The sequence below is a fragment of the Antarctobacter jejuensis genome (assembly GCF_052266595.1).
Classification (GTDB): Bacteria; Pseudomonadota; Alphaproteobacteria; order Rhodobacterales; family Rhodobacteraceae; genus Antarctobacter; species Antarctobacter jejuensis.
Genome location: NZ_JBQQXJ010000001.1, coordinates 148,273 through 170,512, shown reverse-complemented (window position 1 = coordinate 170,512; position 22,240 = coordinate 148,273). Strand labels below are relative to the sequence as shown.

Annotated in this window: 16 protein-coding genes and 2 tRNA genes; 10 read left to right on the top strand and 8 right to left on the bottom strand. The window is 62.6% G+C overall.

Annotated elements, in window-relative coordinates; genetic code table 11:
- The first annotated feature begins 69 nt into the window (after positions 1–69).
- Positions 70–2,478, top strand: coding sequence for an endopeptidase La (lon, locus tag ACTXGA_RS00835; protein WP_443391195.1), 2,409 nt, complete (start codon positions 70–72; stop codon positions 2,476–2,478).
- A 209-nt stretch (positions 2,479–2,687) separates the two neighbouring features.
- Here lon and ACTXGA_RS00830 read toward each other — a convergent pair whose 3' ends face one another.
- Positions 2,688–2,879, bottom strand: coding sequence for a ferrochelatase (locus ACTXGA_RS00830; protein ID WP_443391194.1), 192 nt, complete (start codon positions 2,877–2,879; stop codon positions 2,688–2,690).
- Between the two features lie 226 nt (positions 2,880–3,105).
- Here ACTXGA_RS00830 and ACTXGA_RS00825 point away from each other — a divergent pair.
- Positions 3,106–3,180: transfer RNA gene (locus ACTXGA_RS00825), tRNA-Val, on the top strand.
- 43 nt (positions 3,181–3,223) lie between these two features.
- Here the strand turns inward: ACTXGA_RS00825 and ACTXGA_RS00820 are convergent.
- A complete protein-coding gene (locus ACTXGA_RS00820) occupies positions 3,224–3,379 on the bottom strand; it encodes a hypothetical protein (protein ID WP_443391193.1) in 156 nt (51 codons plus the stop codon).
- Positions 3,376–3,588: a hypothetical protein gene (locus ACTXGA_RS00815; protein WP_443391192.1), complete on the bottom strand. Its 213-nt coding sequence runs from the start codon at positions 3,586–3,588 to the stop codon at positions 3,376–3,378. Before ACTXGA_RS00815 ends, ACTXGA_RS00820 begins: the two co-directional genes overlap by 4 nt.
- A 70-nt stretch (positions 3,589–3,658) precedes the next feature.
- Between ACTXGA_RS00815 and soxR the strand changes: the two genes are divergently transcribed.
- Positions 3,659–4,165, top strand: a complete 507-nt coding sequence (soxR, locus tag ACTXGA_RS00810) for a redox-sensitive transcriptional activator SoxR (protein WP_443391191.1) — start codon at positions 3,659–3,661, stop codon at positions 4,163–4,165.
- 28 nt (positions 4,166–4,193) lie between these two features.
- Positions 4,194–4,269: transfer RNA gene (locus tag ACTXGA_RS00805), tRNA-Val, on the top strand.
- A gap of 629 nt (positions 4,270–4,898) precedes the next feature.
- On the opposite strand, the gene ACTXGA_RS00800 is transcribed toward ACTXGA_RS00805, so the two are convergent.
- Positions 4,899–10,376, bottom strand: coding sequence for a Hint domain-containing protein (locus ACTXGA_RS00800; RefSeq protein WP_443391190.1), 5,478 nt, complete (start codon positions 10,374–10,376; stop codon positions 4,899–4,901).
- 369 nt (positions 10,377–10,745) lie between these two features.
- Between ACTXGA_RS00800 and ACTXGA_RS00795 the strand changes: the two genes are divergently transcribed.
- Positions 10,746–12,521, top strand: a complete 1,776-nt coding sequence (locus ACTXGA_RS00795; RefSeq protein ID WP_443391188.1) for an SLC13 family permease — start codon at positions 10,746–10,748, stop codon at positions 12,519–12,521.
- Here the strand turns inward: ACTXGA_RS00795 and ACTXGA_RS00790 are convergent.
- The 3 genes from ACTXGA_RS00790 to ACTXGA_RS00780 form a co-directional block, all read right to left on the bottom strand.
- On the bottom strand, positions 12,440–13,408 hold the full coding sequence (locus ACTXGA_RS00790) for an EamA family transporter (RefSeq protein ID WP_443391187.1): 969 nt from the start codon (positions 13,406–13,408) through the stop codon (positions 12,440–12,442). The genes ACTXGA_RS00795 and ACTXGA_RS00790 overlap by 82 nt on opposite strands.
- A gap of 249 nt (positions 13,409–13,657) precedes the next feature.
- Positions 13,658–14,281: an NAD(P)H:quinone oxidoreductase gene (wrbA, locus tag ACTXGA_RS00785; RefSeq protein WP_443391186.1), complete on the bottom strand. Its 624-nt coding sequence runs from the start codon at positions 14,279–14,281 to the stop codon at positions 13,658–13,660.
- Between the two features lie 108 nt (positions 14,282–14,389).
- The gene (locus ACTXGA_RS00780; RefSeq protein ID WP_443391185.1) at positions 14,390–15,277 is read right to left on the bottom strand and encodes a LysR family transcriptional regulator; all 888 of its coding nucleotides are present in this window, start codon (positions 15,275–15,277) and stop codon (positions 14,390–14,392) included.
- Positions 15,278–15,570: 293 nt separating this feature from the next.
- Here ACTXGA_RS00780 and ACTXGA_RS00775 point away from each other — a divergent pair, with 293 nt between their 5' ends.
- From ACTXGA_RS00775 to ACTXGA_RS00755, 5 genes are all read left to right on the top strand, one after another.
- The gene (locus tag ACTXGA_RS00775; RefSeq protein ID WP_443391184.1) at positions 15,571–16,905 is read left to right on the top strand and encodes an FAD-dependent oxidoreductase; all 1,335 of its coding nucleotides are present in this window, start codon (positions 15,571–15,573) and stop codon (positions 16,903–16,905) included.
- 25 nt (positions 16,906–16,930) lie between these two features.
- Positions 16,931–18,478 (top strand): BCCT family transporter, encoded by a 1,548-nt coding sequence (locus ACTXGA_RS00770; RefSeq protein WP_443391183.1) that lies wholly within the window; start codon positions 16,931–16,933, stop codon positions 18,476–18,478.
- A 72-nt stretch (positions 18,479–18,550) separates the two neighbouring features.
- Positions 18,551–19,678: a mandelate racemase/muconate lactonizing enzyme family protein gene (locus ACTXGA_RS00765; protein WP_443391182.1), complete on the top strand. Its 1,128-nt coding sequence runs from the start codon at positions 18,551–18,553 to the stop codon at positions 19,676–19,678.
- Between the two features lie 70 nt (positions 19,679–19,748).
- Complete coding sequence (locus ACTXGA_RS00760) at positions 19,749–20,444, top strand: GntR family transcriptional regulator (protein ID WP_443391181.1); 696 nt, start codon at positions 19,749–19,751, stop codon at positions 20,442–20,444.
- Positions 20,445–20,947: 503 nt separating this feature from the next.
- Positions 20,948–21,199, top strand: coding sequence for a hypothetical protein (locus tag ACTXGA_RS00755; RefSeq protein ID WP_443391180.1), 252 nt, complete (start codon positions 20,948–20,950; stop codon positions 21,197–21,199).
- Between the two features lie 102 nt (positions 21,200–21,301).
- Here ACTXGA_RS00755 and ACTXGA_RS00750 read toward each other — a convergent pair whose 3' ends face one another.
- Positions 21,302–22,201 (bottom strand): LysR family transcriptional regulator, encoded by a 900-nt coding sequence (locus ACTXGA_RS00750; protein ID WP_443391179.1) that lies wholly within the window; start codon positions 22,199–22,201, stop codon positions 21,302–21,304.
- Positions 22,202–22,240: the final 39 nt, after the last annotated feature.

The window sequence follows — 22,240 nt, the reverse complement described above, 5'->3', positions numbered from 1 at the left end:
ATGACGGAGACAACCCAAAAGCTGCCGCGACGCGGGGCTGGGGAGTCTTGCCAAGAACAGGACACGAGCATGAAACAACCCCTCAATCCATCTTATCCGGTGCTGCCGCTGCGGGACATCGTGGTGTTCCCGCATATGATCGTGCCGCTCTTCGTGGGGCGCGAGAAATCGGTGCGGGCGCTGGAAGAGGTGATGAACGATGACAAGCAGATCCTGCTTGCGTCGCAAATTGATCCGTCGATCGACGATCCCGGCACCGATGGCATCTATCAGGCCGGTGTGCTGGCCAATGTGCTGCAACTGCTGAAACTGCCCGATGGCACCGTCAAGGTGCTGGTCGAGGGCCAGACCCGCGTGCGCATCGAAGAATATCTGGAGAACGACAGCTTCTTCGAGGCCCGCGCCGTGCATCTGGACGAGATGCCGGGCGATACCGCCGCCATCGAGGCGCTGGTGCATACGGTTGCCGAAGAATTCGAACGTTACTCCAAGATCAAGAAGAACGTCCCCGAAGAGGCTCTTTCGGCAGTGGGCGAGGCCAATGACGCCGCGCAGCTTGCCGATCTGGTCGCCGGGCATCTGGGCATCGAGGTCGAGCAGAAGCAGGAACTGCTTGAGACGCTTTCCGTCAGCGAGCGTCTGGAAAAGGTCTATGGCCTGATGCAGGGCGAACTGTCGGTTCTGCAGGTCGAGAAAAAGATCAAGACCCGCGTCAAGAGCCAGATGGAGAAGACCCAGCGCGAATACTATCTGAATGAGCAGATGAAGGCCATTCAGAAGGAACTGGGCGATGGTGAGGACGGCGAGGGCGAAGTCGCCGAACTCGAAGAGAAAATCGCCGAGACCAAGCTGTCCAAGGAAGCCCGCGAAAAGGCCGACGCCGAGCTGAAGAAGCTCAAGAACATGTCGCCCATGTCCGCCGAGGCCACGGTTGTCCGCAACTACCTTGACTGGATGCTGTCGATCCCGTGGGGCACCAAGTCCCGCGTCAAGAAAGACCTGTACAAGGCGCAGGAGATCCTCGATGCGGATCACTACAGCCTCGACAAGGTCAAGGAACGGATCGTCGAGTATCTGGCGGTGCAGGCGCGCAGCAAGAAGCTGAAAGGCCCGATCCTCTGCCTCGTCGGCCCTCCGGGTGTCGGCAAGACCTCGCTTGGCAAATCGGTGGCCAAGGCCACGGGCCGCGAATTCATCCGCATTTCGCTGGGCGGCGTGCGTGACGAATCCGAGATCCGCGGCCACCGCCGGACCTATATCGGGTCGATGCCGGGCAAGATCATCCAGGCGCTGAAAAAGGCCAAGACCACGAACCCGCTCATCCTGCTCGACGAGATCGACAAGATGGGGCAGGACTTCCGTGGCGATCCGGCCAGCGCGATGCTGGAGGTGCTGGACCCCGAACAGAACGGGACATTCGTGGACCACTATCTTGAGGTGGAATACGACCTGTCGAACGTGATGTTCGTGACCACGGCCAACAGCTACAACATGCCGGGGCCGCTCCTGGACCGGATGGAGATCATTTCGCTCTCTGGCTACACCGAGGACGAGAAGATCGAGATCGCCAAGCGGCACCTGCTGGACAAGCAGGTCAAGAACCACGGGCTGAAGAAGTCCGAGTTCGCGGTCGAGGACGGCGCGCTGACCGATATCGTGCGGTACTACACCCGCGAGGCCGGTGTGCGGAACCTTGAGCGTGAGATTGCCAAGCTGGCGCGGAAGGCCGTGACCAAGATCGTCAAGAAGGAAGAGGAGCAGGTGACTGTCACCTCGGAAAACCTCGACGATTTCCTGGGTGTGCGGAAGTTCCGTTACGGTCTGGCCGAGGATGAAAACCAGGTCGGTGTCGTCACCGGGCTGGCCTATACCTCGGTCGGGGGTGACCTGCTGCAGATCGAAGCGCTGCGCCTGCCGGGCAAGGGCCGGATGAAGACCACCGGCAAGCTGGGCGACGTGATGAAGGAGTCGATTGATGCGGCGTCTTCCTACGTGCGTTCGATCGCACCGGAAATCGGGGTCAAGCCGCCCAAGTTCGACAAGCTGGACATTCACGTCCACGTGCCGGACGGGGCGACACCCAAGGACGGCCCGAGTGCGGGTCTGGCCATGGTGACAGCGATTGTTTCGGTCCTGACCGGGATCCCGGTGCGCAAGGACATCGCCATGACCGGCGAGGTCACGCTGCGCGGCAACGCCAGCGCCATCGGCGGCTTGAAGGAAAAGCTGCTGGCCGCTCTGCGCGGGGGCATCACCACGGTGCTGATCCCCGAGGAGAACGAAAAGGATCTGGCTGAACTGCCGGACAACGTGAAGCAGGGGCTGAAGATCATCCCCGTCAAGCACGTGTCCGAGGTGCTGGAACTGGCGCTGATCTCCAAGCCGGAGCCGGTGGAATGGGACGAAGAGGCCGAAGAGGCCGCCGCGGCGGCCAAGGCGCAGGCCGAGGATACAGTGGCGGGCGCTCGGGCGCACTGAGGCTGACCGATTGAAAAAGATGGAACGCGCGGTGAGCATTCACCGCGCGTTTTTCTATGGCTTGTCGGGTATGAAAAAAAGGCCTCACGGATGTCCCGTGAGGCCCGATGATGTCAGAGAAGCGTTCCCGCGTCTCTTATCGTGTTTGCCGGATCTGAAGTCCCGTGATCCGACAGCTTCGGACCCGGCCAGTGACCGGATCCAGTGGTTCAGTTGCCCGAGGCCGCAGCCGCGAAGATCACGATGGTCGTGAGAGCCAGAAGAAGACCGGCGCTGCTGCTGGTCTGCTGAGTTTCCGCGACGATCACCGGCGGATCGACATAGGGTTCGTAATTTCCGGCGGTTGCGGTTGTTGCAGTGGCAGCAACCAGAAGACTTGCGGCAGCAAAAGTCTTTTTCATTTTAGAGTCTCCAACCCAGGTTAAAAATTATGCAAAAAGCGTGCATTGGAGATTCGGCAGGAGTCAAGCAAGTGGGCAGTTTGCTATTGCTTTCCACTCTGCACTGTGCCGCCGGGGCCGCGATTCCATGTCCAATTCCGGTCTGAGAGCAGGATTGTCCACGAGCCAATTTTGCGCTGCAGGCCTCTTGCACAGCGCGGCGGGTGGGGGTATTAGCCCCGCTACCGGGTGATTAGCTCAGTGGTAGAGCGCTTCGTTCACATCGAAGATGTCGGGGGTTCAAATCCCTCATCACCCACCAGGTTTTGCTGAAAGCGCGCCCAAACCGGCGCGCTTTCTTCGTTTCAGGCCCTGCGATCGTGCGTGATCCGGACCTGCGCCCTTGCACTGGCGGTCAGGGTGTCTGCGTTGCGCATGATGCTCAGTTCTTCTTCGACGGCGCGGCAGAGCGGTCCGCAGGCCGGGGCAGGGGCAAAGAGGCGTTCCAGAAAGCGGGTCATCGTGGTCTCCCCAATATCGGGTCATCGAGTTCCAGCCCGACGTCCCGGGCCAGATGCGGATTCGCGCGCAACAGCGCCTCTTGCCGGCGGTCGGCCCCGCGGCGAAAGACGCGGGCGAGCCGGTCGCGAAAACGGGTGGGGTGAGGGCGGCTGCGTCCCTGATTACGGCGGCGGGTGTCATCGAGATCCCTCAGCGATTTTGCGGACATGTCGGTTCTCCTTGCAGATTCGGTTTGTTTCCCTAGGCTGCTTCCTCAAGTGAACTTGAGGTCAAGCGATATGTCGAAGAAAATCCCGCCCCGGCGCATCCGCAGCAACGATCTGACGGTGGGAGAGATGGCGAAACGCGCGGGGGTGGCCGTTTCAACCCTGCATTACTACGAAGCCGAAGGCCTGATCACGAGTTGGCGGACGGAGGCCAACCATCGCCGCTATGACCGGCGTGAATTGCGCCGCGTCGCCGTGATCCGCATTGCGCAGACATTGGGGATTCCGCTGGCGCGGGTCCGTCAGGTGCTGAACCGGGTGCCGGGCGGGGACGCGGTGCGCAAGGCCGACTGGCAGGATGCCTCGACGGTCTGGCGGGACGAGATCGACCAGCGGATCGAACTGTTGCAGCGGTTGCGCGGACAGTTGGATCACTGCATGGGGTGCGGGTGCCTCAGCCTCGAAAACTGTCCGCTTTATAACCCGCAGGACCAGTTGGGGCAGAACGGCGCTGGCCCGCGACGCTGGACAGGTGAACCGTCAGAGCGAGAAGCACCGCCAGACCCCCTTGCACACTGAGCCGTCCTTCGTTAAATCGCCCGCAGTCGGGTGATTAGCTCAGTTGGTAGAGCGCTTCGTTTACACCGAAGATGTCGGGAGTTCGAGCCTCTCATCACCCACCATCCCATCCCCTCGAAGAAGTTTTCTGGCGGCTTTTGAAGCGGTTATTTCGCTTCTCGGCAAGTTCGTGTCGCGAGGGCGAGGGCGAGAGCGTTGCGTTGAGGCAAAGGCCCCCAAAAGGTCTGTTCTTAGGTCCTTTTAATCAGGAATCCATATAGGCGTAACTGTAAAGATACCCATCAAGGAGGCCGGCCCGGGCAGTGAGCTTGGCCGTTGCCGGGATCTGATTGACAGTGGTTTTCAGAAAGGCCGCAACTCTCTGAGAACGCGCAGGAACCCTGTAACCGAAAAGGGTTTGTCACGGCGCGTAACCGTATAGGTTCGCGACGGCCCGACCGTCTGGCGCGGCATAACCTCCACAGGACGACCGACGGTGGGCGTGGGCGCATGGGTTCCATGCGACTGCGGGGAATATCCCCGGCCAATGCCATGCTCGCTCTTCGGACGGGGACTGGCGGGGGCCGCTGCAAGGTTCTGTGCCTCGAAACGCGGGGGAGGGACTTTCCGTTGAACCTGATTTTGATACCGGTTCTTTGGAAGGGGATTCATTTTGATCGCGGCAGAGGCCGAAGCGGGTCTTTTCGGATTGGAATTCGATTGCCAGGGCTTTTTCATTGCCGGTTTCCTTTGATCATCCTGAAAGCTGTTGTGAGGACGCTTCGCTCCGCCCGGACGCGGAGGGGCGGGTGTACCGGGGCTTGCCTGACTTGCGGGCAGCGGCCTTTTTGACCAACCTTTCCGGCACGAGCGGGAGGCCGCTTCTGAGCGAACTGCCACTGGCGTATGCGCGGACTGGAGGGCCGTATTCGGATTGTGCCGGACAGTGGCCGTCTGAATTTTCCGACCGGGGCAGGAGCGCCAGAACCTCTTTCCTGGCCTCCTGCGTGAGCATCCGCAGCGAGATCGGCCCGGGGTAGAGGCTTTCGCTTGGAACGCCTTCGGCGAAGATGATCTGGTGAGAGGCAAAGAGCAGGTGAACATAGGTCACCTGCCTTTTGCCCTGCGCGATCCGCACCCCTTTGACCAGATCGGCAAGGTGGACTGCGCGTGCGAGGACCTCATCGCCGATCAGGATGCCATGCTGGCGCGAGACCAGCAGATCGCGCTGCGCGCCCAGAACGCCCTTGCGGATCATCACCGGGCGCAGACCCGGATGCCGTGCGAGCTCTGACATGCCGACGTCCCGGCGTCCGATCCAGATGATCGGCTGCGGGCCATTATCCTTGGTGAGGACAAGGTCGCCGACGCCAAGGCTGTCTATGGGGACTTCACCCTGCGGCGTGGCAATCCGGGTGCCGGTGGTGAAACACACGACGCCTGTATTGTCGTAGGTGTAGCTTTCAGCCGTTGCGCCCGTCACCGTCATCGAGCCGGTTCCGAACTGGGTGTTGTCGGAATAGTCGACGGTCTTGCCTTCTTCATCCAATGTGTTGGACTGGTTCAGGATGCCGTCGTCGCGTTGATCCGCGCGCAATTCGTCAAGGCTGTCGTAATGGCCGGATAGGTCGACGAAGTCGTTATTGGAGGTGTCGCCATCCCCGGTTGGGCCGCTTTCGCCGGTTCCGAAATCGGTGATGGTGTCGTTGCCGCCGTTCACGGCAAAATAGTCATTGCCCTGACCGCCGGTGAGCAGATCATCGCCTTGCCCGCCGTCCAGCCTGTCGTCGCCAAGTGCACCTGTTACGGTGTCGTTGCCATCGCCGCCGTCCAGCGTGTCGTTGCCGCTGCCCCCGGTGACGGTGTCATCGCCGCCCAGCGCGATGATTTCGAGGCCGGTCCCGTCCGCGCTGGCATCGACGACATCGGCATAGTCGGTCAGGATCAGACGCTCGATCCCGGAAAAGGAAATCGTATTGGTGCCATCGGTGACAGTGCCCTGACCATTGCCGGTCAGGGTGACGGTCACGGGTCCGGTCAGGGCCGACATGTCCAGCGTATCGCTGTCGATGCCGGTGGTGGTGGTTTCACCGCCGACGATCGTGTCCTGGCCAAAGTTGTCGCGGATGACAAAGGTGTCGGCATCCGCGCCGCCATCGGCGAAATCATCGCCGGTGCCAGCATCCAGCAGGTCCGCACCGTCGCCGCCGACAAGGCTGTCGTTATCCTCGCCCCCGATCAGCGTGTCATCGCCTGCTTCGCCTTCGAGGGTATCGTTACCGAGGCTGGCAACGATGCTGTCGTCGCCGCTGCCGCCGACAAGGCTGTCATCGCCGGCGGAATTGGTCAGCGTGTCGTTGCCGGCGCCGCCGTACAGCGTGTCATTGCCGGTTCCGGTGACAAGGCTGTCATCGCCGTCGCCGCCATAGATCAGGTCAGAGCCCGCGCCGCCAATCAGGGTGTCGGCGCCCGCGTTGCCGTGCAGCGTGTCATCGCCGTCGCCACCGACAAGATGATCGTCGCCCGAGGCCGTGACCACCTCCATCCCGGTTGCATCGCCGGTCAGATCGACGATGTCGGTCTGTTCGGTCAGGATCAGCCGCTCGATCTCGGAAAAGACGATGGTGTGCGTGCCGTCCGTGATGGTTCCGGAGCCGTTGCCGGTGAAGGTGACCGTTACGGGAACGCCGACCTCCGACAGGTCGACGGTGTCGAAATCGACGCCCGAAATCGTCGCCTCACCGCCAACGATCGTGTCGTTGCCAAAGGCATCCTCCAGCATGAAGGTGTCGGCATCCGCACCGCCCTGCATGTGGTCGTCGCCGGTGCCGCCCCAAATCTCGTCGTTGCCGTCCCCGCCGACAATGCTGTCGACGCCGCCGCGTCCGTAGATGGTGTCGGCATCTGCACCGCCGTCGATGGTGTCCAGCCCCTCGCCGCCGACGATCGTGTCGCGCCCGGCGTCGCCCGACAGCAGGTTGGTGCCGCCGACCATGTAGATGATGTCATCGCCGTCGCCGCCAGAGACCGTATCCTGCGACAGGGCGTCGGTTTCGTAACTGTAGAGGGTGTCGTTTCCGGCGCCGCCTTCGGCCAGATCGGCGTCGCCGACGTCGCCCTCTTCGCCCAGGTGGATCAGGTCGCCCCCATCACCGCCTGTCAGCGTGTCGGCGCCGTCCCCGCCGTCGATTGTATCGTGGCCGAATCCGCCCACGACGGAATCACTGCCGCCTAGGGCATCGATCCGGGTGCCAAGGCTGTCTGCGCTGGCGTCGGCGCTGTCGTCGAATTCGGACAAACGGTGATGGTCTATCCCGTCGAACTGCAGACCGGACACCCCGTCCGAAGAGGTGCCCATGGCGTTGCCGGAATAGGCGACGGTCACGGCATTGGACAGGGCGCTGGAATCGAGCAGGTCCACGCCATCGCCGCCGCTCACCGTGTCGCTGCCATAGCCGTCCTGAACCAGGAAACTGTCGTTGCCGCTGCCCCCGTCGAGCGCGTCCGCGCCGGTGCCGCCGGTCAGCGTGTCGTCGCCGCCTTCGCCGAAAAGGGTGGTTCCGGCGGTCGTGACCGAGGCGTCCAGAGAATCTCCCAGATCGGAGCCTGCAATCCGTTCGAATTCGGTGAAACTTGCGGTTCCGGTTGCGGGGTCGAAAGTGACCGTTCCGGATTCTTCTCCGCCGAAGACCAGCGTGGCGCCCTGTCCGCTACCGTTGGATGTCAGTTGCAGGGTGTCGGTGTCGATGCCGGTTTCGCCGCCCTCCAGAACGTCCGTGCCGCCGCCCTGACCATAGGCGATGGTGTCTTCGTCGGCGCCGCCCAGAACAGTGTCGTCCCCGGCGCCGCCGTCAAGAAAGTCTGCCCCGGCACCCGACACGATGGAGTCATTTCCGGATCCGCCATCGACCGTATCGCCGCCGCTGCCGGTGAGCACGGTATCCGCGCCGCTCTCTGCCACGACCTCGACGCCGGGGGCGTCGACCGTGGCATCGACACTGTCCGCACCCTGGGTCAGTTTGAGGCGTTCGACCTCGGAGAATGTCAGTGTTCCGCTCAGGTTGGTGGCGGTACCGACCGCGTCACCGGAATAGCTGACGGTGACCGGGTCGCTCAGGTCGCGCATGTCGATTTCATCGGAATCGACGCCGCCTTCGCCACCGACAATCGTGTCGTGACCAAACCCGTCCCTGACGACGATACTGTCGGCGTCATCGCCGCCTTCGAGCAGGTCGTCGCCGTCGCCTGCGATCAGGGTGTCGTCACCCGCGCCGCCGCGCGTGGTGTCGTTTCCGGTTTGGCCGTCGAGGTAATCGCGTCCGCCGCCACCGTCGAAACTGTCGTTCCCGGTGCCGCCGAACATCACGTCATCCGAGGCATGGCCGATGCCGGTATCATCGCCCGCAAAGCCGAGGATCAGCGCGTTTTCACCATTGTCGGCAATTTGCATGGCCCCGTCGGTGCCATCACTTCCGACGACGAGCGTGTAGGTGATACCGTCGAACTGGACCTGCTCGATCCCGTCGAGGGTGTCGGTTCCCTCACCGCCCGCGCGGGTGTCGGAGAATTGCAACCTGCCATCGGCGAGAAGGCTGAACGTCTCTTCCTGCAACGGGCCGGAAAACACCGCCACGTCGACGCCATCGCCGCCTTCGAGAATATCATTGCCTTCGCCACCGCGAAGCGAGTCATCCCCGGCACCGCCGCTCAGAAGGTCATTTCCTTCCTCACCCGCAAGACTGTCATTGCCCGCGTTGCCCTGAAGGGTATCGGCGCCCGTGTCCCCCATGATGGTGTCGGCACCCAGGCTGCCGATGATGGAGTCGTTGCCGATGCCTGCTTCGATGGCGTCAATGGCGGTCAGCGTGTAACCGGTGAAATCCAGCGTATCGTCGCCGGAGGTGCCAAAGATCCGGTCATACCCGCCAGAGCCGCCATCGATCTCTTCGATATCGTGCAGGTTCGACAGATCGTTGCCGACGTAGAAGTAGTCGCTGCTGCTGGTGCCCTGCACCACGTCGTGTCCGGCGCCGCCGTAAAACTGGTCCAGACCCACATCCCAGCCGTAGATCAGGAACACATCGTCGCCATCGCCGCCGTGCAGGGTATCGTCGCCGGAATTGCCTTCGATGGTGTCCGCGCCTGCGGTGCCGATGATGGAATCGTTGCCGCGGCCACCGTCGATTTCATCGATGTTGGTGAGGGTAATCGTGGAGAAATCCAGCGTATCGTCGCCGGAGGTTCCGGTGATCCGGTCATACCCACCTGATCCGCCGTCGATTTCCTCGATCCCGTTCAGGTTCGACAGACCACTGGTTACGTAGAAATAATCGCTGCTGCTGGTGCCCTGCACCACGTCGTATCCGGCCCCGCCGTGGAATTCGTCCAGCCCGACATCCCAGCCGTAGATCCGGAACACGTCGTCGCCATCGCCGCCGTGCAGGGTATCATTGCCGGAGTTGCCTTCGATGGTGTCCGCGCCTGCGGTGCCGATGATGGAGTCGTTGCCATAGCCACCGTCGATTTCATCAATGTTGGTGAGGGTGATGCCCGAAAAATCCAGTGTATCGTCGCCGGAGGTGCCCAGGATCCGGTCATACCCACCTGATCCGCCGTCGATTTCCTCGATCCCGTTCAGGTTCGACAGACCACTGGTTACGTAGAAATAATCGCTGCTGCTGGTGCCCTGCACCACATCGTATCCGGCCCCGCCGTGGAATTCGTCCAGCCCGACATCCCAGCCGTAGATCCGGAACACGTCGTCGCCATCGCCGCCGTGCAGGGTATCATTGCCGGAGTTGCCTTCGATGGTGTCCGCGCCTGCGGTGCCGATGATGGAGTCGTTGCCATAGCCACCGTCGATCTCATCGATGTTGGTGAGGGTGATGCCCGAAAAATCCAGCGTATCGTCGCCGGAGGTGCCCAGGATCCGGTCGGTCCCGCCAGAGCCGCCATCGATTTCCTCGATGTTGTTCAGGTTCGACAGATCGCTGTTGACGTAGAAGTAGTCGCTGCCGGACGACCCCTTGACCACGTCGTAACCATCGCCGCCGTCGATCTGGTCAAGCCCGTCGCCGGATCCGTACACGAGGAAGAAATCGTTTCCGCCGCCGCCAAGCAGGGTGTCATTCCCGCCGCCGCCGTCAATGGTATCGTTGCCGTCCAGTCCGTCGAGCGAGTCGGCGCCAGAAGTGCCCACCAGGCTGTCGTCGCCATTGGTGCCGCTGGCCATGATTGTTCACTCCGCCAAAGTTTACGGTCGTTCTTCGGATCGGGGTATCTAAGGGGGGAGCGGTTATGATCCGGTTTCCACCTTTGGAAAGTTTCTTACAATTGTCTTATTCTACGGTCTGTTAGCCGACTTTCGTGGGGGCGGGCCGGCGCTCGCTCGGCCCGCTGCGGGGGCGAGGTGGTGGTTGTGGCAGTCTTCGAAACTCCGGTCCGTGCCTGCCAATTTTCGCCATGACAGCGGGCATCCGACCTGATTTGGTGGGGCTGCAAAACCTGTGGCCCCGGCGCCCGAGAATTTGGGCGCAGGGGGCGTATCCGTCGGTCGGATCGCGTCCGTCAAACCCCTGCAACCGCGCAAGAGCAAACCCAGATGCCCGACGACCAGACACTTATCATCGGCCTTTTCCTTGTGATCTTCGTTTTGCTGGTCTGGGGGCGCATTCGCTATGATCTGGTGGCGTTTGGCGCGCTGACCCTTGCGGCGGTTCTGGGGCTTGTGCCCACGGAAGAGGTGTTCTCGGGCTTTGGGCATTCGGCGGTGGCCATCATCGCGCTGGTCCTGATCGTGAGCCGGGCACTGTCCGCATCAGGCGCGGTAGAGTTAATCGCGGCACGCATGATCGACGCGGATCGCCCGCTGCCGCTGCATGTTGCCATCATAGGCACCGTGGGGGCGGTGCTGTCGGCGGTCATCAACAACGTGGCCGCGCTGGCGCTGTTGATGCCGCTGGATGTGGAGGCGGCCAAAAAGGCGGGGCGCGCGGCGGGGCAAAGCCTGATGCCGCTGTCCTTTGCAACCATCCTCGGCGGGATGGTCACGCTGATCGGCACTCCGCCCAACATCGTGATTTCCGAGTATCGTCAGGGCGTTCTGGGCGAGTCCTTTGGCATGTTCGACTTCACGCCGGTCGGGCTGGCGGTTGCACTGGCCGGGATCGCCTTTGTCTCGACCGTGGGGTGGCGGTTGCTGCCGGCGCGCACCGCGGTTGCGGAACAGACACCTGAATTCCGCAAAGGCCGCTACGTGGCCGAGCTGAAGGTCGGCGACACGGAGGAGGCGCAGGAACGGATGGTCCGATCGCTGTATCCAGCCGCCGAAGAGGCCGATGTGCATATTCTTGGCCTGATCCGGCATGGCAAGCGGCGGCCGGGTCTGGGCAGCCGCGAGCAATTGCTGCCGGGCGATTATCTTGTGGTCGAGGGTGAGCCCAAGGCAATCGAAAGCTTCATGGGCAAGGCGTCGCTGAAATTTGCCGGGTCCGAGCAACACGAAGGGGGCGTGATGGCGCCGGGTCTGACCCTGAAGGAAGCCATAGTGCCGGATGATGCGCGGATCGCCGGACGCACCGCACGCAGTCTGAACCTGCTGCACCGGCATTCCGTCACCCTGCTGGGCATCTCGCGCGAGGGCAGGCCGTTTCGTGACCGTGTGCGCCTGTTGCCGATCCGACCGGGAGATGTGCTGTTGCTGTTGGGAACGCCGCGCAACGTCGAAAGCAGCATCGAGTGGCTGGGGGTGCTGCCCATCGAAGGGCGGCATACCGAAGTGGTCCAGCGCGGCAAGGCCGGGTTGTCCATCGGGGTCTTTGTCGGCGCGGTCGGGCTGGCGGTGGCCGGGCTGATGTCGCTGTCGATCGCCCTTGCGGCGGCGGTGATCGCCTTTGTGGTTCTGGGGCTGGTCAGCGGGCGCGAGGTCTACAACTCGATCGAATGGAAGGTGATCGTGCTGCTGGCGAGCCTGATCCCGCTGGCCGAAGCATTTGAACGGACCGGCGGTGCAGAACTGCTGGCCCGTCAGATCCTTGTCCTGACCGAAGGCAGCGCCCCGTGGGTCAGCCTTGCGGTGCTGATGGTGGTCACCATGACGATGTCGGATTTCCTCAACAACGTGGCGACAACGCTGATCGCGGCGCCCATCGGGCTGTCGATCGCGCAATCGCTGGACGCCAATCCCGACACCTTTCTGATGGCGGTCGCGGTGGCCGCCTCCTGCGCCTTTCTCACGCCCATCGGGCACAAGAACAACACGATCATTCTTGGCCCGGGTGGTTATCGTTTCGCGGATTACTGGCGGATGGGGCTGCCGCTGGAACTGCTGGTGATCGCGGTTTCGATCCCGGCCTTGCTGGTCTTCTGGCCGATCTGAAACAGGCCCAATGGCGGGCTCTCCTTGTGTGATGGGGCCGTCGGCCGGTTCGCCCGTTGACCTGCCCAGACCGCGCCTAGGACGATCACCGCCCCCATGCCCTGCAGCGGCGACAGGGATTGGCCCAACCAGACCCAGCCAAGGATCACCGCCGTCACCGGGCTCATCATGCCCAGCATGGACACCGCCCCGGGTTCAAGACGTGCAACGCCCCGAAACCAGATCGCATAGGTCGCGGCGGCACCGATCAGGCCAAGCCAGGTCAGACCGGCAAGGTTTGTCGTCGTGAGCGGGGGCAGCGGCGGCTCTGTGAACAGCGCAAGCGGCAACAGGATCAGCCCGCCCGCCGTCAACTGCCATGCGCTAAAGCTGAGCGCGCTCACGGGGGGCTGCCATTTCCGGCTGAGCACTGTTCCCGCTGCCATGGAGGCCGCCCCGCCAAGGCCCGCCGCGATGCCGATGGGATCCAGACCGGCCTCGGGGCCAATCAGCAACAGCGCCACGCCCAGAACCCCGGCCGCCGCCGCGACGACGGCACCGGCCCTGATCGGCGTGCCTAGCCAGCCGCGCGCCATGACGATCACGATTATCGCCTGAAGCGCGCCCAGCGTTGCCGCGACCCCGCCGGGCAGCCGGTAGGCGGCGACGAACAACAACACCCAGAACAGCGCAAAGTTGAAACTGCCCAGCAGGAAAGCCCGGCCAAGCCACGCCCGGGGCGGCAGGCACCGTGTAACGGCCAGCAGCAGCAGGCCAGCGGGCAGGGCGCGCAGGGCGGCAAGCGTGATCGGATACCCCTCGGGCAGGGCCTCGGTCGTGACCAGATAGGTGCTGCCCCAGACCGCCGGGGCAAGCGCCGTCAAAATAATGTCAGAGGTGCGGGTCAAGGGCGGCCTCCTGTGTGGAGTTGGAACGGATCGAAGCGCGCCTGCGGGCAGAGCGCATGGGCCTCCAGCCCGATGTCGCGTCGCATGTGAGAGGGCAGGTCACAGGCCCGGCAACGCGGGCGCAAATGGCGTAAGATGCGGAATATCATGACGCTTCCTTTCAGGCGGCAAGGCGGCGCATTCGCGCCGCGATGTTGAAACACCAGCAGCAGACAACGCCGTGAAAAAAGTCGGTGGTCAGGCCGGGCATCACGCGGCCTCCTCTTGCAGGTTGGCCCCGGCCAGCCGCGCGGCGATCCGGGCCACATGGGCGCCCTGAAACCGCGCTCCGGCAAGGTCGGTTTCGGTCGGGGTGCGGCTGCCGTCTGCGCCCGCGATGGTGCCTGCGCCGTAGGGCGCACCGCCGACGATCCCATCTGCCGTGGTCTGACCGGCAAACGTGTAGGGCATGCCCGCGATCAGCATGCCAAAATGCTGAAGCGGGATCTGGGTCGTCAGCAATGTCGCCTCATGCCCGCCATGCTGGGAACCGGTGGAGGCAAAGACGGCGGCGACCTTGCCCACCAACGCATTGCGCGCCCAAAGCCCGCCCGCCTGATCGAGAAAGGATTTCATCTGGCCCGCCATCATGCCGAACAGTGTCGGTGTGCCAATGATGATGGCGTCATAGGATTCCAGCTCGGCCGGGGTTGCCGTAGGCGTGTCATCAGGAACGAACCCGGCCTTTTGGCGGATCTCCTCGGGGACGGTTTCGGGAACGCGGCGCAGATCGACATGGGTGCCGGGCACGCGGCGGGCGCCTTCGGCCTCTGCCTGCGCGAGCGCGCGCACGTGGCCATAGCTGGAGTAATAGAGGACGAGTACACGGGTCATGGGAACCTCTCAGGCGGTGTGGGTTTCGATGCCTGAGAAGATCGTGGAAAGGGCGGGGCGGATTAACCGGTCCGCTGTCATTTCATTCTTTACATGGGTTGAAGAATGTCAGCGGCGCAGGGCGGCCCGGAGATGGTCCAGAAATACCGTCACCTTGGCATCCATGCCCAGCCGCGAGGCCGTCACCGCAAAGATATCCGGTGCGGGCAGTTCCCAGTCGGGCAGAATGTTCACGATGTCGCCGCGGGCTTCGGCGTCTTTCGACACGAAATCCGGCAGCGTGCCGATGCCCTGACCAGAGATCAGCAGGTCACGCAGGACAAGGCTGTTGCCGACGCGGATCGGGGGATCAATGTCGAGCGTGACCGTGCCTTCGGGGCCGTGCAGCGTCCATGTGCTCAGGTGCTCGGCCAGCAGAAACCCGATCACTCTGTGATGCGCAATGTCCTGCGGCTGTTGCGGGACCCCGGCGCGATCCAGATAGGCGGGCGCGGCAAAGATCCGTTGCCGGATGGTACCGATCCTGCGGGCGACAAGCGCGGAATCCGGCATCGCGGGGCGGATGCGGATCGAAACGTCGAACCCGCCTTCGATCATGTCCACAACCCTGTCGTCCATCGACAGAGTGAGCCGCAGATCCGGATAGGCGTCGATAAAGTCCGGCAGGAACGGCGCAATCACCATTTGCCCAAAGGAATTGGACGCATTCACACGCAGGTAGCCCGTTACAGTACCAGTTCCAGCGCGGATGCGATCCTCCAGCCCGGTCACGGCCCCAAGGATTCCCGACGCCTCGTCATAGTACAGCCGCCCGGCATCGGTGAGGGACATGGACCGGGTCGTGCGCGTCAACAGTGTGCTGCCAAGGCTTTCCTCAAGCAGCTTGATCTCCCGGCTGAGCAAGGCCGGTGAAACGCCGAGATCCTCTGCGGCGCGCGCAAAACTGCGGCGTTCGACGATCCGCAGGAACGCCTGCATGACGGATAGCTTGTCCATGTCGGTGTGCGCCTGATTGGTTTTTTCGGATACCGGTTGGATACCACGGAACGCAGCAGGCTGCGATTTCAACCTGGGCGTTTCGGGACACGAATTTGCCCGGCAGGCGGTGGCATGGGAGGTGAGCGGGCAACTGTTTCGACCATCGAGACGTCCCGACGAGAGTTTGAGGGTAACCGTTAGCCGCGACCAAAGGGTTGCGGATGTCGCGTTTGGGTGGCGGATTGTCGTTTTTATTCTCGAAATGCGTAGTGGATATTCTAAATATATTTACAGAATATTGGAGGTGCGACATGCCGAACTACCAACCCAGTCAGGGATCGGACAGGTACAGGGATATCCCGGAGTTTGGCACGTTCGACGTGATCGTGCTGGGCGGGGGGCCTGCCGGAATCGCGGCGGCTACCACAACCGCAGAGGCCGGTCATTCGACGCTGTTGATCGAACGGCTGGGGTTTTGCGGCGGGGCTGCGGTGTCGGGCATGTCCGGCACGATCTGCGGTCTTTACTTGACCGTCGCCGATCCGCATGTCGCGCAACCCCAGCAGATCATCTTTGGCTTTGCCGAGCGGTTCCGCGCCGCGTTGGACGCCGAAGGCGGGCTGACCGCGCCGCAGATCTACGGCAAGACTTGGGTCACAACGCATGATTGCGCCCAGTACAAGAAGGTCTCGACCGATGTGCTGCGCGGGGCAGGGGTGCAGATCCTCTATCACACCGAAATGGTCGACGTGATTGCCGAGGACGACACGCTGACCGGGCTGGTGCTGCACACACGTTCCGGCTTTACCAAGGCGATGGCCAAGCGGGTGATCGACGCCAGCGGCGACGGCGACGCGGTGTTCCGCATGGGTCTGTCGACCACCAAGGGCAACAACGGCGTGATCCAGAACCCGTCGATGATGTTCAAGATCGGCAACGTGGATCGTGACAAGTACATGGCGTACTGGGGTGAGAACACGATATCGCCGCCCAAGGTTGTCGATAAGCTGGAAAAGCGTGACGAGCTGCTGCGCAAGAAGGTCTGGCTGTTCCCGACGGTCAATCCCGGCGAAATCCTTGTCAACGGCACCAAGATCACCGGCTTTGACGGGCGCGCGCTGGACGTGACCGACCCGGTCGATCACTCCGAGGCCGAGCAGTTTTCGATCTACCAGGCGCGGGCCTTCTTCGACTTCCTCAAGGAGGAAATCCCCGGCTGTGAGGACGCCTATTTCATCGATTACGCGCAGGAAGTCGGCGTGCGCCAGACGCGTTCCATCGAGGGCATGAAGCGCCTGATGAACGATGACGTGGTCAACACCCGCAAGACGAACGACTCCATCGCCCGGTCAAGCTGGCCGATCGAACTGCACTATGGCGCCAAGCCGAAAACAGAATGGCTGGTGGATGATTATTACGACGTGCCCTTTGCCACCCTCGTGCCGAAACAGGGCCGGGGCGTGATCGTTGCCGGGCGCTGCCTGAGCGCCGAACACGAGGCGCTGGCAAGCTGCCGGGTCACCGCGCAGTGCTTTGAATACGGTCGGGCCGCCGCCCTGGCGACCGACCTTTCGATCCGGGACGGGGTCGATTTCCAGTCCATCGACGGGGTCGAGATTTCCCAACTCATGCAAGCCGCCGGTTGACCCGGCACACGTGGAGGAGAAAAACGTGGCTATCGTAGAAGAGGCGCTGAACAGCGCCGCAAAACCCGTGGCCGGTCGTCCGGTCACGGATCGCCGGATGCAGATCATCAGCCTTGCTCTGATCTTTGGATCGGCGGTTCTGCTGACCCTGTTCCCCGAACAGGGCAAGACCACGCTGGACGGCCTGTTCAAGTGGATGACCACCAGTTTCGATTTCGCCTTTCTCGGCGTCGGTTTCTGCGCGTTGGTGTTTGTTCTCTGGCTGGCCGCGTCGCGGTTTGGCGCGGTCAAGCTGGGTGACGTGGATACCGCCCCTGAATTCACATGGACGGCCTGGGGTGCGATGGTGTTCCTTGCCGGGATCGCCTCTGGCCTGATGCTCTGGGCGGGGACCGAATGGGCCTATCACTACGCCTGGACCCCGTTCGAGCTTGAGGCGAAGACGCCGCAGATGTTCACCGTCGGACAGGCCTATGGCATCTTTCACTGGGGGCCGACCGCCTGGGCGCTGTACTGCATTCCCGCCGTGGCGATGTCCTATATCTACTACGTGCGAAAAACCCATATCTACAAGGTCAGCGAGGCCTGCCGCGGCGCACTTGGATCGATCGTCGACGGGCCTGTTGGCCGGGTGATCGACTACCTGTTCATCTTCGGCATCCTTGGGGCTGCGGCGACCTCTCTGGGCCTTGGCACACCGATGATCGGCGGCGCGCTGGCGAATGTGCTGAGCGTCGAGCCCAATGTCTGGATGGATGTGGTCATCATCCTGTGCTGCACTGCGGTCTTTTCGATCTCCAGCGGGCTGGGTCTGGATGAGGGGATCAAGCGGCTGTCCTACTTCGGCTCGCTGCTGACACTGGCGATCATCGTCTATGTACTCTTCGCCGGGCCGACCGGCTTCATCGTGGCCCTTGGCATGGACTCCATCGCCTATACCGTGACCAACTACATCACCATGAGCCTCTGGACCGACGCGGTCGGCCACTCCGGCTTTCCGCAGGCCTGGACCGTGTTCTACTGGGCGTGGTGGGTCGCCTATGCACCGTTCATGGGGCTGTTCGTGACCCGCATCTCGATGGGGCGCAAGATCAGCGAAGTCATCATCGGCCTGCTGACCTTTGGCACCGCAGGCTGTGTGTTGTTCTACGTCGTCCTGGGCGGTTATGGCATCGACCAGCAGATCAAGGGCCTTTTGCCGATGGCGGACCTTGTGAACGACAACGGTGTGGCCCCCGCCATCATCGAGATGTTCAAGACCCTGCCGGCCTCTTCGATCGTCCTTGTGGCGGTGGCGCTGTCCGGCATCGTGATGCTGGCCACAACCTTTGACTCCGCCGCCTATGTCATGGCCTGCGCTTCGACAAAGGAACTGGACGAAGGGCAGGAACCGTCGCGCGGCAACCGCCTGTTCTGGTGCGGGGCGATTGCGGTTCTGCCGGTGTCCCTGCTGTTCCTTGGCGGGCTGAAGACCATGCAGACGGCGGTGGTGCTTGTCGGGCTTCCGATCATCGTGATCCTGGTGTTCATGATGGTCACCACCGTCCGGTTCCTGAAAGAGGATCATCTCTGATCCCCTGATACCTGTCGGCGGCGCCAAGGGGGCGCCGCTGCCCCCCTCAACCCCCGGCTATTTGGAAGCATCATGTCAGCAGCTGTGGTCGAAGAAATCGAACTCCTGGCCGTCGGTCCCGACGGTGAAAGGGTCACCTGGTCCTCGCATCTGGGCGAAATGTACGAGGCGATGATCGTCGCCCGCCTGCGCCTGTCGAACGGCGTCGAGGCGATCTCGGGGATGACCGTCTACACCGAACACGAGTTCGACATGACGGTCTTTTCAGCGGCTTCGCTGATGGCGCCCTTCGTGCTGGGCCGCAACATCCTCGACATCCCGATGGTCTACAGCATGATGCGCAGCCGCTATGTGCCGCTGAACCATCTGGCGACCTCGTTGTTCGACATTGCGCTGCACGACGGCAAGGGCAAGACGCTGGGCCTGCCGATCTACAAGATGCTGGGCGCGGTGCGGCACAAAATCATGGCCTATGCCTCCAGCCCGCTGCTGCCGAATGACGATGCCTATGTCGCCTATTGCCAGCGCATGATCGACCGGGGCTATCGCGCGATCAAGATCCACCCCTATTGCCACTTCCGCGACGATCTGCGGCTGGTGCAGCGCCTGCGTGAGGAGTTTCACGGCCAGGGCATCGGCTGGATCCTCGACGCAGACGCCAACTACACGCTGAACCAGGCGCTGCGCATGGGGCGTGTGCTGGATCAGTCGGGCTGGGAGTTGTTCGAGGCGCCGATCCCCGACAGTGATCTGTCTGGCTATCAGGCCCTGTCGCATGCGCTGGACACCGATGTGATCTGCGGCGGCAACTCTGTGCCGGACCTGCGTCTGATCCAACTGGCCCTGCAAATGCGGTCATGGGACCGCAGCCGGTTCGACGTGACCGGGATCGGCGGCTTTACCGGCGGCAACGAGGCGATGGCCCTGACCCGTGCCCATGGCATGAAATCAGAGGTGCAGAGCTGGGGCTACACCCTGACGCAGGCCGCCAACCTTCACCTGATGCTGGCCAATGAGAATTGCGATTTCTTCGAACAGGCCGCGCCGTTCGAAAAATACGAATTCGGTGCCAAACAGGTGATCCGCCCGGACGACGACGGATTTGTGCAACCCAGCGACCTGCCGGGACTGGGCGTCGAGATGGACTGGGACGCGATCGACCTGTTTGTCTATGCGCGCAAATCCTTCCGCCCAGTTTGACCTCTTCGGGCCGTCTTTCGATACAGGCGGCCCGGCCTTCGGATTGCAGTTCGCGCCCCGGTGGCGGATGGTGGCAAAACGGATCGGTGACAGCAGCGCAGAAGTGAGGCCAGAGGTGCAGGGCAGTTCGGCGAAAAAGACCAAGGCGGAAACGGCGGCGGAACGGCTGGAGGCGGCCATCGTCAATTGTGACCTGCAACCCGGCGCGGTGGTGGCCGAGGCCGATCTGATGGAGATGCTGGGCCTTGGCCGGACCCCGGTGCGCGAAGCGCTGGTGCGTCTGTCGAGCGAGAACCTGTTGCGTCTGGGGCGCGCGGGCATCGTCATTCCCGAACTCAACGCCATGACCATGCTGAAGCTGCTGGAACTGCGAGAACCGATTGAGCGGCTGTGCATCCAGAAGGCCGTTCAGCGTCACAACAGCGCCGACACGGACCGCTTTGCGCAGATCCTCGCCCGGCTGGAACCGCTGCCAAGCGGGGACAGGGCGGGATTCATGGAGCTGTTGAGGCAAACCCATTCCGCGCTTGCCGAGGCTTCCAAGAACGAATTCATCCTCTCGACCATGAAGACGACGCAGGGCCTGTCACGTCGCTTCTGGCGCTATTTCGCCAGCGACGAGGACCAGAAATTCTGCACCGAGCTTTACTGCGCGATGCTGCGGGGCCTGCTGGCCGATGACGAGGACGTGCCGGTCCGCAAGTCCGAAGAGTTGATGACCTATCTGCGCGACTTCACCAAGCGCCAGATGGAGGCGCTGGTTTAAGCGGGACCGAGTGGTCCCGCCCAAAAAAACTGGGGCTCGCAGACCGTGCCGCTGTCGCGATCGCCGCCGCGCAGGACCTCGACCGCAGCGCCTTGATACCTACCACTTGGTCATCGAGGTTCTTATGCACGTTTTTGCCAAGGCGGACCTCGAACGGGTTTGTGTGATCGTCGGTGTCGCCACCATAGGACAGCAATCCACTTTCAATACGCTCCACCGGGTTTGGCCTGCGGGTGGCCTTTGACACCTTCAAGCCGACGTTTGCCAAGCGGTACGCCTACATGGCCCAGATCGCCACGTATCTCTTTGCCGATTACGCAGCGGATTTGCGCAGGGGCCGATTTCCGGACGCCGGTCACAGCTACAAGATGAAGCCCGAGGAGAGCGAATGGCTTCGTGGCCCTTCTGAATGAGGAGGGCAAGCCACGAAAGACGACGCCAAGCACCCGAACGGCCAGCGTATTCCCAACGGCATGCTGGAGGAAAATCCCCCGGACCATGTGGTGGGTCGCAGCGCATCGAAACGAGGTGACGGTCAAACCGTTGGCGCGTTGGGTGTTCTGTACAAGAACACCTTCAAACAGGATGACTCGATCACCGCGCCCGACACCTACATGGTGGGTGAGACGGTCTGCTATGAGCAGAAATTCGACCCTGCGCCCCTGTCGCCGCTGTTCTGCGCCGGGATGGGCCCGCCCGGAGACGAGCCGATCAAGCGGGCGCAGGATCGTGACGCACTCCACGCGCGGCCTTGATTTCCTTAAGGTCACGCTGGGCGCGGACGGGGCAGGGATCAATGTGCCCCAGATCCTGAACAAGAAGCTGATAGCCGAGGGCAGAGCACTCTGATTTCGATGTCAGCCCTCTTCCGGATTTCGAAGGCCTGCGTCCGCCAGAAACCTGACGAACAGTAGCGTCAGGTTTTCCCGGCGCGACGTATCCGGCCAGACGGCGAAATAGCCGATCGGGGCAAGGCGCCAGTCCGGGAAGAGACGGATCAACTCGCCCGTGGCCTCGCCACGGGCGGCAAGGTGTTCGGGCAGCACCGTGGCGCCCAGGTTCCGGCAGGTGAAGTGATAGAGCGCGTCGATGCTGTCGACCTCCAGCCGGGTCTGCCCGAGGATCTTCACCTCCGCCCCGTCTGGGCCAGTCATCTTGGTGTATTCGGACCGATTGCGGTAACGGATCCAGTCCCAGTCCTCCATCTCTGACGGATGTGAAGGGGCCGGGCGGGTGGCGGCATACTCGGCCCCCGCGACCAGCGCCCGCTCACTTTCACCCAGCTTGCGCGACATCATCGAACTGTCATCCAGCCATCCGGCGCGGATGTTCACGTCGAAACCGTCGTTCAGCAGGTCCATCCGCTGATCGGTAAACGTCATCGACAGGGCGACCTGTGGATGCAGGCGCACAAATTCGGCGATGGAGGTCACCAGCGCCGAAGACGACAGGAAGGCGGGCATCGACACCCGCAGCGCGCCCACGGGGTCCAGTGACAAGGCGTTCAACTCGTTCAGCCCGCTTTCCGCGCTGCGCAACATCTCTGCCACGCGGGCATAGAACAGGCGGCCTTCATTGGTCAGGGCAATCTTGCGTGTGGTCCTGTAAAGCAGCGTCACGCCAAGGAAATTCTCCAGCTCCGAAACCGTTTCGCTGACCCGTGACGGGGCCAGTCCGATGGCCTTGGCCGCTGCGCGGAACGATCCTTCATCCACCACACGGGCAAAGACGGCCATATGCCTGAGATGCTCTATCATTGTTCGGCCCTGCGGAACGATATCTTCTGAATTAAGCGA

Bases quoted from the DNA above. Each gene is read 5' to 3' on its own strand.
- ACTXGA_RS00750 (WP_443391179.1), bottom strand. From the start codon at position 22,201: ATGATAGAGCATCTCAGGCATATGGCCGTCTTTGCCCGTGTGGTGGAT.
- ACTXGA_RS00820 (WP_443391193.1), bottom strand. From the start codon at position 3,379: ATGACCCGCTTTCTGGAACGCCTCTTTGCCCCTGCCCCGGCCTGCGGA.
- ACTXGA_RS00765 (WP_443391182.1), top strand. From the start codon at position 18,551: ATGTCAGCAGCTGTGGTCGAAGAAATCGAACTCCTGGCCGTCGGTCCC.
- wrbA (WP_443391186.1), bottom strand. From the start codon at position 14,281: ATGACCCGTGTACTCGTCCTCTATTACTCCAGCTATGGCCACGTGCGC.
- lon (WP_443391195.1), top strand. From the start codon at position 70: ATGAAACAACCCCTCAATCCATCTTATCCGGTGCTGCCGCTGCGGGAC.
- ACTXGA_RS00775 (WP_443391184.1), top strand. From the start codon at position 15,571: ATGCCGAACTACCAACCCAGTCAGGGATCGGACAGGTACAGGGATATC.
- ACTXGA_RS00830 (WP_443391194.1), bottom strand. From the start codon at position 2,879: ATGAAAAAGACTTTTGCTGCCGCAAGTCTTCTGGTTGCTGCCACTGCA.
- ACTXGA_RS00795 (WP_443391188.1), top strand. From the start codon at position 10,746: ATGCCCGACGACCAGACACTTATCATCGGCCTTTTCCTTGTGATCTTC.
- soxR (WP_443391191.1), top strand. From the start codon at position 3,659: ATGTCGAAGAAAATCCCGCCCCGGCGCATCCGCAGCAACGATCTGACG.
- ACTXGA_RS00800 (WP_443391190.1), bottom strand. From the start codon at position 10,376: ATGGCCAGCGGCACCAATGGCGACGACAGCCTGGTGGGCACTTCTGGC.
- ACTXGA_RS00780 (WP_443391185.1), bottom strand. From the start codon at position 15,277: ATGGACAAGCTATCCGTCATGCAGGCGTTCCTGCGGATCGTCGAACGC.
- ACTXGA_RS00815 (WP_443391192.1), bottom strand. From the start codon at position 3,588: ATGTCCGCAAAATCGCTGAGGGATCTCGATGACACCCGCCGCCGTAAT.